General features: G+C 44.3%; 15 protein-coding genes. 11 read left to right on the plus strand and 4 right to left on the minus strand.

Annotated elements, in window-relative coordinates; genetic code table 11:
* Positions 1-49 precede the first annotated feature (49 nt).
* From FE296_RS18655 to arr, 4 genes are all read left to right on the plus strand, one after another.
* On the plus strand, positions 50-766 hold the full coding sequence (locus FE296_RS18655) for a class I SAM-dependent methyltransferase (protein WP_150365956.1): 717 nt from the start codon (positions 50-52) through the stop codon (positions 764-766).
* A gap of 183 nt (positions 767-949) precedes the next feature.
* Entirely contained in the window at positions 950-1,156 is a 207-nt protein-coding gene (locus tag FE296_RS18660; RefSeq protein ID WP_124115817.1) for a helix-turn-helix transcriptional regulator, read from the plus strand.
* On the plus strand, positions 1,157-1,597 hold the full coding sequence (locus FE296_RS18665) for a DUF2178 domain-containing protein (RefSeq protein ID WP_150365957.1): 441 nt from the start codon (positions 1,157-1,159) through the stop codon (positions 1,595-1,597).
* Between the two features lie 54 nt (positions 1,598-1,651).
* Positions 1,652-2,053 (plus strand): NAD(+)--rifampin ADP-ribosyltransferase, encoded by a 402-nt coding sequence (arr, locus tag FE296_RS18670; RefSeq protein ID WP_150365958.1) that lies wholly within the window; start codon positions 1,652-1,654, stop codon positions 2,051-2,053.
* A 373-nt stretch (positions 2,054-2,426) separates the two neighbouring features.
* Here the strand turns inward: arr and FE296_RS18675 are convergent, their stop codons facing one another.
* Both FE296_RS18675 and FE296_RS18680 read right to left on the minus strand, forming a co-directional pair.
* Positions 2,427-3,581: a DUF4179 domain-containing protein gene (locus FE296_RS18675; RefSeq protein WP_150365959.1), complete on the minus strand. Its 1,155-nt coding sequence runs from the start codon at positions 3,579-3,581 to the stop codon at positions 2,427-2,429.
* A complete protein-coding gene (locus FE296_RS18680; RefSeq protein ID WP_150365960.1) occupies positions 3,578-4,105 on the minus strand; it encodes an RNA polymerase sigma factor in 528 nt (175 codons plus the stop codon). Before FE296_RS18680 ends, FE296_RS18675 begins: the two co-directional genes overlap by 4 nt.
* A gap of 256 nt (positions 4,106-4,361) precedes the next feature.
* On the opposite strand from FE296_RS18680, the gene FE296_RS18685 reads away from it, so the two are divergent.
* On the plus strand, positions 4,362-4,820 hold the full coding sequence (locus tag FE296_RS18685) for an NUDIX domain-containing protein (protein WP_190945343.1): 459 nt from the start codon (positions 4,362-4,364) through the stop codon (positions 4,818-4,820).
* 15 nt (positions 4,821-4,835) lie between these two features.
* Positions 4,836-5,270: a hypothetical protein gene (locus tag FE296_RS18690; protein WP_150365962.1), complete on the plus strand. Its 435-nt coding sequence runs from the start codon at positions 4,836-4,838 to the stop codon at positions 5,268-5,270.
* A gap of 83 nt (positions 5,271-5,353) precedes the next feature.
* Here the strand turns inward: FE296_RS18690 and FE296_RS32860 are convergent, their stop codons facing one another.
* Together FE296_RS32860 and FE296_RS18700 are read right to left on the minus strand one after the other, a co-directional pair.
* Positions 5,354-5,740 (minus strand): hypothetical protein, encoded by a 387-nt coding sequence (locus tag FE296_RS32860; protein ID WP_190945344.1) that lies wholly within the window; start codon positions 5,738-5,740, stop codon positions 5,354-5,356.
* A gap of 410 nt (positions 5,741-6,150) precedes the next feature.
* Entirely contained in the window at positions 6,151-6,525 is a 375-nt protein-coding gene (locus FE296_RS18700; RefSeq protein ID WP_223868931.1) for an iron-sulfur cluster biosynthesis family protein, read from the minus strand.
* Positions 6,526-6,802: 277 nt separating this feature from the next.
* Between FE296_RS18700 and FE296_RS18705 the strand changes: the two genes are divergently transcribed.
* The 5 genes from FE296_RS18705 to FE296_RS18725 all read left to right on the plus strand — a co-directional run bounded on the left by FE296_RS18705 (position 6,803) and on the right by FE296_RS18725 (position 12,697).
* Positions 6,803-7,831, plus strand: coding sequence for a LacI family DNA-binding transcriptional regulator (locus tag FE296_RS18705; protein WP_105599944.1), 1,029 nt, complete (start codon positions 6,803-6,805; stop codon positions 7,829-7,831).
* A 180-nt stretch (positions 7,832-8,011) separates the two neighbouring features.
* Positions 8,012-9,283: an ABC transporter substrate-binding protein gene (locus FE296_RS18710; RefSeq protein WP_124115827.1), complete on the plus strand. Its 1,272-nt coding sequence runs from the start codon at positions 8,012-8,014 to the stop codon at positions 9,281-9,283.
* 102 nt (positions 9,284-9,385) lie between these two features.
* Entirely contained in the window at positions 9,386-10,273 is an 888-nt protein-coding gene (locus FE296_RS18715) for a carbohydrate ABC transporter permease (RefSeq protein WP_036668619.1), read from the plus strand.
* A complete protein-coding gene (locus tag FE296_RS18720) occupies positions 10,266-11,111 on the plus strand; it encodes a carbohydrate ABC transporter permease (RefSeq protein ID WP_062835736.1) in 846 nt (281 codons plus the stop codon). Before FE296_RS18715 ends, FE296_RS18720 begins: the two co-directional genes overlap by 8 nt.
* An 89-nt stretch (positions 11,112-11,200) precedes the next feature.
* Complete coding sequence (locus tag FE296_RS18725; RefSeq protein WP_150365963.1) at positions 11,201-12,697, plus strand: glycoside hydrolase family 30 protein; 1,497 nt, start codon at positions 11,201-11,203, stop codon at positions 12,695-12,697.
* The last annotated feature ends 102 nt before the right edge of the window (positions 12,698-12,799 follow it).

Genomic DNA, 12,799 nt, shown 5'->3' on the forward strand with positions numbered 1-12,799 from the left:
CTTATCTGATGAACTAGTAAAAATGCTACAGAAAGTGGGAACAACATCTATGATTCCATTAGTATATGACCAGATTAACCATTGGGGAAAAGACGACGAGTTTTTTCTTGCCTTACTAAATAAATTAAAAGTAGAGTCTATCGTTGACTTAGGCTGCGGAACAGGAAGATGGACGACTCATCTTGTTCAGTACGGTTATAAAATTACAGCTATTGATCCCCATGAAGAAGCAATTGAAGTAGCGAGAATTAAAGATAATGCAGGCAAAGTGAATTGGATTGTAGGAGATAGCTCAAATTTACAAACCAATACCAATGACGCGGTTATTATGACTGCCAATGTGGCACAGGTATTTCTTACTGATGATAGTTGGAAGAAAGTAATCTCAGACGTATTTCGATCCCTAAAAGTTGGCGGTCACTTTATTTTTGATATTAGAAACCCTTTGGTTAAAGTGTGGGAAGAGTGGGAGAAGGACAGGACTCCGGACTTAGCTAAAGATATGCGAAGTGGAGACCCTCTTGAAATCTCTACAGAATATGAAGGGTTTGAGGGGGACATCTATACTTTTTATGAAACTGTGAAAAATACAAAAACAGACGAAGTCCTAGTTCATGAAAAAATGCAGATCAGATTTCGAAATCAAGAAGAATTGGATGAGTCGCTGAAACAAACAGGGTTTTCGAAAATTGAAACATATGGCGATTGGGATTTTAAACACGCAAATTCTAAAAGTCGATCCTTTATTTTTCACTGTGTAAAATAGAGACATTAGAATGCAACATAATAGCGCTCCTTAAATGTCGGAAAGCAGCTGATCCATGTGATCAGCTGCTTTTTTTCAAATAAAGAGCAGGTTAATTTATATAGAATGCAAAGTTAACTTGACACAAAATGCAAAGTCAACTATGCTAAAAATGCAAAGTAAACATTGCAAGGACGTGATTACATGAAGACAAGAATTGCAGAACTGCGTAAGCAGCATAAACTGTCACAGGAAGAGTTGGGACAAATTGTAGGTGTTACCCGGCAAACCATCACTTCTCTAGAAAGGGGAAAATATACGGCTTCCCTTATTCTTGCTTACAAAATTTCTAATTTTTTTGGACTCGCTATTGAAGATGTTTTTGATTTCAGCGAAGTGGAGGAGATATAAGTGGACAAGTTCAAGATTAAAGTAGAAACTCGCAAAAACGCACTGTCACTGGTAGCTGCTGCTACGATATTGATCTATGTAGGACTTATATTTTACAGAGGTGGACTACCCGCTCTGCCTAGTTTTATAAAGGGATTTCATACAGGGGCTTTTATCGGGGTTGAAGTGATCGTCACTTATTTTCTCGTCAGGTATATAAAAGCCAGCAAAAATGAAGCCGAGCTGAAGAAGCAGTTTATTGAGGAGAATGACGAGCGGAGTGTTACAATACTCCAGAATGCAGGCACACTTAGCGTAGCAATTATTCTTATTAGTCTGGGCATAGCCTCCATGATTGCCGGTTTCTTTAATCCCATGATATTCTACACCTTACTAACTTGTTTATTATTTGTTTTAATCGTATTTTTGGCACTATGGATGTATTATGCAAGAAAAATCTAAGGGCAGGTTCATGATAAAATAGAGCATTTCACTAAATTTGGAGGTGGTGACGAGATGGCTGAAATTCTTGACAAAGGTCCTTTTTATCATGGGACACGAGCAGATTTGCAGATTGGGGACTTGCTTACAGCTGGCTACCGCTCAAATTACAATCCGGATGTTGTGATGAATCACATTTATTTTACAGCTTTGCGTGATGGGGCTGGGTTAGCTGCGGAGTTGGCAAAAGGCGGTGGTGAACCGCGCGTGTATCTTGTTGAACCAACAGGGGAATGGGAAAATGACCCAAATGTGACGGATAAGAAATTTCCAGGTAATCCGACGCGATCATATCGCAGCAAAGCCCCACTAAAAATTGTTGGTGAATTGAAAGATTGGGTGCGACAAACGCCTGAACAACTCGCAGTTTGGCATAAACGTTTGGCGAAAATAGATAAAGGCGAGATTCTAAATTAGTCTAACTATTGAATGATCGGTAGACTTCTATTAAGTACGATATTTGATGCTGATGTCCGGCATTGAACTAACGGGAAACGATAGCTAAGTAACACAAAAAAAAGTAGCTGATCCATGTGATCGGCTGCTTTTATTGAAATAACGGACAGGTTAGCGCAGCATAGTATAAAAATAATTAAACAAGGGTTTTAATGGTTGGCGAAGTAAAGGCTGAATGGATATCTATCAATACACTAGTGAACAAGATGAATTGACTTAGGCTAGACAGGGGTTAAATTTATTTAAATAAAAAGACGAAACCATTTACGGCTTCGTCTTTTGTAGGTTTGCAACCTTTTTAATCCTAGATAATAAGGATCTTTTTACAGCTGCACTATTGCACAGAAAGTACAGTCTCTAGCTCAGGAATGTATTTCTTGACCATACTTTTGTCTTCCCACTGTCCTATAACCCCAGTTGGGGCTTGACCTTCGGATACGACTAAGTAAGGTTTAATGGTTACGGTACGCGGTAGCGTCTTAAAGGGTTCAAAGCGAATATTATAAGATTCGCTAATGGGGTGAGAACCGATGGGCTTCAGTTGAACGCCATGTTCATCCACAATATCATATTGAAGAGCGATGATTCCCCCGTTAGCACCCTTGTATTCCGAAGGGATAGAAGCGAGCATCTTTTCTATGCTCTGGCCCGGATTGGTTTTGTACTCAACGGATAACTGCGTTGTGATAGGGGTGATTTCCAGCTTACTGATCTGCATGTTAATGTTATCATGATGCTTGGTCTCCTCTGAAGTAAGAACGGTAACGGGCGTAGTTTTTGTAACAGGCAGAACGAATTGGAACGGGACATCGTAACCCTTTAACGTTACATTTACACTCAAGTCAAACTGATCAGGGAACTGGACATTCTGGTTTGTGATAGTAGTGTTGGTAACCTGAACGATTAAGCTGGAAGCAGTCTTACCGTCCATAAAGTCGGAATTCCAACTCAGAGGCTGGCCTTTATAGAGGACCTCTAACGTATCCACTGCCCCTCTATTGGCATCTGAAGACAGCGAATTGGGCTCCGAATCCAGGTGATTTCCAGGAGTGGTTACGTTCATAAGAATGCGGGTTCCGTCAAATAACAACGTTGGAATATTCATAGTCACGTTGCCATGGGTCACGCTTTGATTTACGTTTGTGATGAAATCCTCCGCTTGTTGAAGACCGGGATCTAAGTTGTTTTTTCCCCATATTGAATAGATTTGTCCTAGGACCGGAATTTGCTTGAGAGCATCAGCCATTGCGGGCGATACGAAGCCGGAAGCAATGAGTGTCACTCCAAGGATTGTAGCGGCTGCAGTGGAAACCCACCATTTATTAATAGTTCTTGAGCTATTTGTTTTTCGCTCAATCGAGGAAACGGAATTATCGGTTTCTCTGATAATTTGGTAAGTCTCATTCATCTTGGAGCGTGCAACATCCGATAACTGATTGGGAAGTAGGCTTTGACAGCTCTTCAATTGTTCTTCTAACTTAGTGTTCACGATGTCGCAACTCCTTTTTCTTGATTGATTTGAGATGAATGTTTTAGCTTTTTACGGGCGCGATGCAGACGGGTCTTCACGGCTACCTTAGAAATTTCGAGAATGTCGGAAATTTGGCTGATCGGCATGTCCTGTAGGTAATGAAGCAAAATCACAGTCCGCAGATTCTCCTCCAGATGTTGAACGGCATCCCACAATTCGATTTTCTCATAATCCTTGGAAGTGGAAGTGACTTCGGGAAGCTCTCCGTAAGGAAGCGTTCTGGAGCTGCTTTTGACCATTCTGTTGCATTCATTAATCAGAATCCGGAAGATCCATGTTTTGAAAAAAGCGGGCTCTCTGAGTGTGTGGATGGACTTAAAGGCTTTAAGCATTGTCTCCTGCAGGGCATCTGCACAATCTTCGTCATTGTTGACGATGGACCTTGCAGTTCTATATAAAGGTAACTCCATCTCTAGCATCAACTGCACGAATGCTTCAGGATCCCCAGCTTTGGCTTTGATGACAATAGAATCTGTATGCAAGGGTTCACCTGCTTTCTTACTAAAAGTATTAGAATGTTCGTAACGTTACTTATATATTAGATCGAGTAGGTAGCTAAAAGGTTACATGAAAAAAACGTATTCTAGTAATTCATCCCGCCGCCTAACGCTATTCGCGCTTCCTATCCTGTGTTATGAACGCGCAGGACTTAGGTCTAGCGCGTTTTTTTATTTTTGTTACACAAGAAATGAAGGAATGTAAATGGCAATCATGACAGATTCAAGAGGTAACATTTTCTTGGAATTTATTCGTATCGAGTACGATAAGGTCATTACAAGTAAACTGGATGCTCCATTAACACATGCCCTAATTGTGGTAAAGTGCCAAGGAAAGTATCTATTCATGCATAATAAGTGGAGAAAAAACTGGGAACTTCCAGGGGGGATTATTGAAGCTGGAGAGCATGCGGAGCAATGTGTAATTAGAGAATTGTATGAGGAAACCAATCAAATTCTGGATACAGCTGAATTCAAAGGGCTAATGAAGTTTAGACTCCAGCCAAGTTTTCATGGACCGGAACGGATAGAGTATGGAGCTCTGTTCATGGGTGAACTGTGCCGACTTGATGATTTTGTTGAAAACGATGAAGCTTCTTCAATAATTCTCTGGGATGGCACATCCGAGATTGGTGATATCGCAGGGAAATCAATGAACGAATTGAGCAACCCTCTCCATATATCATTCGTTAGAGTATGAGAGAGGTGATGTGAAATGAATAAAATGAGTAATAACATCTTAATGTTGGTATCAGTGGTATTCGCGATGTTATCTGGGTGTTCATCAACAGAGAAACTTGAAGATACAGTTACTGAACGTGTAGTCGCATCAGATTTTGTTCTCGAAGTCACAACACCCACTGTTATAGGCACGGGTGAGACAACGAAAGTAAAAGGGACTTTAACATATACAGGTATTAAACCCGTTGAAGTTACTCATGGAAAACCAATCATTCGTTTTTTCTTTTCCGGCAGTGACGAGGAGCGTAATTATACGGATGTGGGATATGTAACTGAATTTAAATCAGGTCAAGTGGTTGAGGTTGAAGATGAATTTTTGGTATCCAAAAAAGGGGCACAAAATCTCTATGTGGATATGACCGCGGATATCGCATTAACCATGAATCCCATTGAAATTCTTGTGAAGTAATCTGCGTAATATTGAATTGGCGGGTTTAGAAGTAGGCTTAATGGATTGTGTGCAAAGACACCAAAACAAAGAGAGCCTGACGTTTAAGTCAGGCTCTTCTTGGCGATGTATTGTGTCTCTGTGTCATTTGAATCCTGGCGCTTTAAAAATATCTTACTTGGTCGATGTAAGAGCACAACTAACAAGGCGAATAGTTGAATAAGTCCAGTTAATAGTCCTTCATTCAGTAGTCCGATAAATAAAGCGATACTCAGGAACGTAACAGTCGATCTGAATTGTCGTTTGGTGATGCAAATGATAGCAAGCAAACTAGGAGTGATCAAAAATATGATTCTCCCAGTAATTTCATTAGAGAAATTAATCAAATCATTGCCGTTCACTTGATAACCGGCAAAGGCTTCAGGATTTTGACTGAAAATATAGAGAAATACACTGAAAGAAACAATAAGGTATATAACTTTAATACTCAACCAGATGCGGACTACGTTCAGGATTATGGGTAACTTCATAAGTTTCAATTTTCCTCCTCAACACTTCTAAACGGATACAATGTTCTAACCGTGTTTTTGGTATAACTAGACTTACTTTTAATTAGGTATTCCATTTTGTGTATCTCCCAAATTCATATGTGGTTATCTAAGTATACGGTTTGCTTGTAATTATTTGTATTAAACTAAAGTCCATATTAATTAATCAAATTTTCACCTCTTTTGTCCTGAAAAATGGTTGGAAATAGATTGGCAGAGGTACAGAGGCACTGCACGAATATGAAATGTTTACGAAAATAATGCCTAATGAACTCATTAAAATCGATAAAAAACCTCCCGTCCCACGGAGCATCTGGGATTGGGAGGTTTTGATTATAGTGCATATTCAACGTTTATCGTACAAACCATCCAGTGGGCTGAGGGGCTACGTCTGCGGTATCTCGTAAATCATGGACTTTGACATTGCTGCCGTAGATCATGGAATCGCTACTCAGTCGGAACGAAGGGAAACTGTGCTCGGATTGCAGACGCAGACAGGGTTCGAAGTAAATCTGCTGCTGTTTGTTGATTACAAATGGAAGCGACCCCGCTTCTACGGTAACATCGTCGCTATCCGGTTCGTTTAAGATCAGAAGTACCGCAATTCCGTCACAACCGCATCCATCGGTATCATAAAACAATTTGAAATAGCCTGGTCGATCTCCCAGCTTTTCAGTAAGTCTTGCTTCTGCCAGCGGACTGACTTGAATGATCATGACGTTGTTCACACTCCTCTAATCTCCAATGAATTCGCTTACAATTTAATATATGGACCATAAACGCAGATTAGAAGATGAAATAAAGAAAAGCAAACATGTCCTGTAAAAAATTTGACGCTAATGCGTAATGCAACGAACAGTTCACGTATGATTGTCATACCCGGAATTTCTATGGGTTCAGTGTGAAATCATTCGCCCGTCAATGAAACCCATTTCATCAGCATTCCTTATCTGGTATGATAAGCAGGGAAAATAGGGAAAATTAGAGAAAAAGGAAGGTTCCGCTATGACACCGATCACCATATACGACATCGCCAAAGAAGCAAATGTATCTGTAGCGACGGTCTCCCGGGTACTGAATGATACGGCACCTGTGCGTGCAAGCACCCGAGAGAAGATTATGTCCATCATTGAAAAACACCAGTTTCAGCCCAATGCGCAGGCACGCAGTCTGATCAAGAAAGAGACGGGTACCATCGCCATCATCCTGCCGGACATTACAAATCCCTTCTTCCCGGAAGTCTTCTGGGGGGCGGAGAATGAGGCTCGCGGATTGGGGTATACCTTCTTTCTGTGCAATACCGCAGGTGACTACAACAGGGAATCTGAATATTTGTCCATCCTGCGAGAGAAGCGGGTAGACGGGATTATTTTTCTCGGCGGGCGAATTAACATGCAGGTCTGTCCGGATGACATGGCTCAGGAATTGATTGATATGGGCAAGCGTATGCCAATCGTGCTGGTCAATGGCAATATTGCCAAAGGCGGGTTCCACAGGGTGTACACGGATGAAGGTGCAGGGGCAGCCCTTGCAGCTGAGCATTTGCTTGAACTGGGGCATCGCGATATCGCCTTTGTTGGCGGTCTGAAAGAGTTGTCCACCACCATGGTCAAGGTCAGAGCTGTGCAGAAGAAACTTCGGGAGCATGGGCTCGAAATACCGAAAGAACGGCAGCTGCTCGGCAGCTTCTCCATCGACGACGGCAAAAGGGAGATGTCCAAACTGCTGGATCGTGACAATCCGCCAACCGCAGTCATCTGTGTCAATGACAACACGGCGATTGGTGCCATCAAGTCAACGATTGAGCATGGGCTCTCGATTCCGCAGGATATATCCATTGTGGGTTATGATGATACACCGCTCGCCAGTGCCGTTATACCGGAACTGACAACCGTATCCCAGAACACGTATCAGCTTGGCAAACAGGCTGTGGATGTACTGCATGAACTGATTAACCAAGGCAAACCGAAGAAGCAGATCATTCTGCAACCGGAGCTGATTGTGCGTCAAAGTACAGGACCTGCTGCAAGATAAAGGGCCTGTAATTGGAAAAGAAAGCGTTGACATTTCCTCGAAGGGTGAAATATAATGAGTGCGTGAATGAAACCCCTTTCATAAAGTGGAACGGGTTTTATGTTTAAGCTTAATGAAACCCATTTCATGAAACGGGTTTCAGTGTGGTCATCCATTCATTAGTTCAAGGGGGCGTAACGTATGAGAAGAAGTCTAAAGGTCATTTCGTTATTGATGCTGGTCATGGTAATGGGTCTGACAGCCTGCAGCAGCGGGAGTAAAAACGGTTCTTCAGGCGAGTCCGGTGGCAAGGTTGATTTGAGCATGACGATCTGGGGCTCGGAGGATGAGAAGAAGATTTATCAGGAGCGACTCGACATCGTGAAGCAGACGTATCCCGATATTAACGTGAAGCTGAACGTGGTTGCAGGAGATTATGACCAGAAGGTACAGACGATGATCGCCGGGGGAACGGCGCCGGACATCATGATGATTGCCGAGAACTATCAGGCCTACGCCTCCAAGAATCAGATTATACCGCTGGATGACATGATTAAGGCGAACAATGTGAACATGTCTGAGCGTTACTCTGATGATATTGCGAACCTGATGAAGTATGATGGCAAGCAATTTGGTTTGCCAGATCGGGCAGGTGCGATGGTCCTCTTTTATAACAAAGATCTGTTTGACAAAGCCGGGGTGGAATACCCAACCAAAGATTGGACGCAGGACGATCTGATGGCAGCTGCTCAGAAGCTGACGGTGAAAGAGAATGGCAAAACAGTTCAATGGGGCTACTATCCGGGTAGCTGGTGGCCACAATGGATGCAGCTTATCTACCAGAACGGTGGCTCATTGTTCGATGAGAGTGGCAAACCAACTTTCGATACGGAGCCTGTGCGTAAAGCATTGCAATTCATGAATGATCTGACCTTCACCCACGGTGCAGGACCAACGCCAACCGAGATTGCCGACATGGGGAATATCGGAGCCGATCCGCTGTTTGCGCAAGGCAAGATCGCCATGGAAACAACCGGTTTCTGGAACATCGGTTCGCTTGCTAAGGTCGAAGGTATCAACTGGGATATCTCTCCGGTATGGGGCGAAACGAACGCATTCTTTAACGGTTTAACGATTACCAACGCTTCCAAACACAAGGAAGAAGCATTCAAAGTAATCGAAGCAATGACGACACCAGAAGCACAGATGCCAATGGTCAAAGCCGGTCAGGATGCTCCTGCAACCAAAGCGGGTCTGTCCAGTGATGAATTCCTCAATGCTGAATATGGTGGCAAAAAAATTAACATGGCTGCGTTCAGTGAATCGACGATCTATGCAGAACCGTTCAACCCGCAATGGAACGAAATGATGAAGCTCATTAACGATAAGCTGGGTGTGTACTTCAACAACAAAGCCTCGCTTGATGATACCGTAACCGAAATTCAGAGTGGACTGGAAAGACTCTACAAATAGAGGATTTTTCTGAACATGCACAAATAGCAGCGACAGGAGGACAGGTGGAATTCGGCGTGAACGCGGGTTCCATCTGCTCTCTGCGTCATGGGAGGGCTTAACGTGAGAAAAAAGGACGGGAAATGGTTCTACATCTTCATCTCGCCTTGGCTGATCGGGTTTCTGGGGCTGACCCTGGGTCCGATCCTGTTTTCCATCTATATGAGCTTCACGAATTGGGATCTGTTCCAGTCCCCTGAATTCATCGGTATCGACAATTACAAAACGCTCCTGACCGATGATCCGATCTTCTGGAAATCCGTCGGCAATACCTTCTTCTATGCACTGATATCCATTCCGCTGGGCATGTCGATCTCGCTCTGGATTGCATATTACCTGAACAAAAAAATTAAAGGTATCACCTTCTTCCGTATTCTGTTCTATCTGCCTTCCGTTGTTCCGGTGGTTGCGAGTTCATTGCTCTTCATCCACTTGCTTGCGCCGACGGAAGGATTGATCAACCAGGCACTTGCGATTTTTGGTATTCAGGGTCCCGCCTGGCTTCTTGATCCGAACTGGGTTAAGCCTGCATTGATTCTCATGTCCTTATGGGGTGTGGGTGGTGGCGTGGTATTGCTGCTTGCAGGGATGAAAGGCATTCCACAAGAGCTGTACGAGGCCGCTGCCATCGATGGAGCGAAGAGTACACAATCGTTTTTCCATATTACATTCCCGATGCTGACTCCCGTCATCTTCTTCAATCTCGTGACTGGCATGATTGGTGCGCTCCAGACCTTCGCGCAGGTATTCATTGTTACTGCCGGGGGACCTGACAATTCAAGTCAGATGGTTGTTCCCTATTTGTTCCAGAATGCGTTCCAATTCTACAAAATGGGATATGCATCGGCGATTGCCTGGGTACTATTCATCATCATCATGGCGTTGACACTCGTTGTATTCCGTTCATCGGCGCTATGGGTGCACTACGAGGAGGGAAAAGCCAATGAGTAATCCATCGACTGTGGAGAAGACGATATCCTATATTTTTCTGATTCTGGTCGGGGTGCTGCTTGCTTCGCCTTTCCTATACATGATCTCCATTGCACTGGCAAGTGACGCAACAACCGTCAAATCAGCCTTTACCTTCGTTCCAATGGAGTTCCAATGGTCGAACTTTTATACCATCTTCACGAATAACAATCTTGGCACGTATCTCAAAAACTCGGTCATCATTACCGTCTTTACGATTATCGGATCGGTATTGTCAGCTTCGATCGTATCCTACGGCTTTGCCCGAATCAAGGCAAAAGGCAGCCGTTTCCTGTTTATTGTGTTGCTCAGTACGATGATGATTCCGGGTGAGGTGACGATGGTACCGCAGTTCATCATCTTCCGTCACCTGGACTGGATTAATACATTTTACCCGCTGATCGTACCGAGTTTCTTCGCAGGGGCGTTCAACGTATTCCTGATTCGGCAGTTCGTCATGAGTATTCCAAAATCACTGGATGAAGCCGCCATGATCGATGGTATGGGGCACCCGGGAATCTACTGGAAGATTATCATGCCACTGACTTATCCGATACTTGCGGCCATTGCGATCTTCTCTTTCTCCTATAACTGGGGCAACTTCATGGGACCGCTCATCTATATCAATGATCCGGAGAAAATGCCGCTGGCACTTGGGGTGCAGCTGTTGACTACGGTAGGTGGCGGGCAGATGCCGCCATGGAACCTTGTGATGATTGCTTCCCTGTTCCTCACCATTCCGATGGTACTGGTCTATCTGTTCGGACAACGTTATGTCTATGAAGCGAACATTAGCGGCGGAAGCAGCGGAATCAAGTAACAGAAGGTGTGTAGTGTGTGTATGTATTGAACCTGTTGTTCAAGGCCAATGAAGTCATTAACGTACATGGAGAAAGGATTGTTTAGCCCATGGCGCATAAAGAACAACGCAGCAGGAGCAAACGGAATTACATCCTCATAGGTGTCGCCCTGATTGCTCTGCTGGCAGGAGGAGGAATTGTTATCAATCATTTTGCCAATGAATCATCCAAAACACTTGTATTTCAAGAGGAACCGGTACATCTGAAGCTGGATCAGTCTTATGATCATTTTGAAGGATGGGGCACGTCACTTGCCTGGTGGGCCAACGATCTTGGCGGATGGAAAGATCAGGCGAAGGTTAGTGAAGTGATGGACCTGGTCTTTGACCCGGAGAAAGGATTAGGTCTGAACATCGTTCGTTACAATATTGGCGGTGAGGAAAATCCGGAGATGAAAGCTCTTCGCCCCGGCGGTGATGTACCTGGCTTCCAACCTGAGCCTGGAGAGTGGGACTGGGATGCTGATGCAGCTCAGCGTGCTGTATTACAAGGCTCGATGGAGCGCGGCGTGAACATTGCTGAAGCATTCTCCAATTCACCACCCTACTGGATGACGATTAGTGGATCGGTTACCGGAGCCGTGGATGGCAGCAATAACCTGCGTGACGACCAGTATGATGCGTTTGCCGATTATCTGACCGAAGTCGTGAAGCATTATCGGGACGAGTGGGGGATCACTTTCCGCACCCTGAATCCGCTCAATGAACCTTCCTCCGACTGGTGGAAGAAAGGCAATATGCAGGAAGGCAGTCATTTTACCAATGAAAAACAGGCCGAGATTATCAAGAAAGTCGCTGCATCGTTGAAGAGCAAAGGACTGGATGGAACCGTCATTAGTGCCGCGGACGATAACAGCATTGATGAGACGGTGTTCAATTTCAATCTCTATGACCAGGACACACTGGACGTAATCCAGCAGATTAATACCCACTCCTATAATGGTAGCAAAATGGAAGAGCTGCGCACATTGGCAGAACGGCATGGCAAGAAGCTGTGGATGTCCGAGTACGGAACCGGCGGCAGCGAGCCGCACAGTCATGAGGATATGACGTCGGTCCAAGAGTTGGCAGAGCGGATCATGTTTGATTTGAAAATCATGCAGCCATCCGCCTGGGTATATTGGCAGGCCGTTGAAGATGAAGGCGCCAATAATAACTGGGGCTTCATTCACGCCAATTTTAACGGAGAAGAGCAGTATGAGATGACGAAACAGTACTACGGCATGGCTCAGTTCACGAAGTTTATTCGTCCCGGCGCTACGATTATTCCAACGGATGATGGTCGCACGTTGGCTGCCTATGACGCGGAAAATCAACGACTGGTGCTGGTGATTCGTAACGAATTGTCAGCGGGTACAACAGCGTTTGAACTGGAAGGGTATGCGCATGGAAAAACATCCACCGCACAGGTGTATCAGACTTCACCGGATCGGAACATGGAACAGCTTGAAGACATTCCGGTGTATGCCAACGGACTTGAAGTGCCTACGGCGGACAATTCCATTACAACGATTGTACTGGAAGGCGTAACAGTGCAGGCGAACTGATGATTAAGGAAGATAAGTTCAACTACAGAATTACACAGAAAATGGAGAGGACAGAAAAAACCTGGGGATAACAGCGATTGGAAGGTTATTCTGTCATCGGAG

The organism is Paenibacillus sp. UASWS1643, from assembly GCF_008693195.1.
GTDB lineage: Bacteria > Bacillota > Bacilli > Paenibacillales > Paenibacillaceae > Paenibacillus > Paenibacillus amylolyticus_B.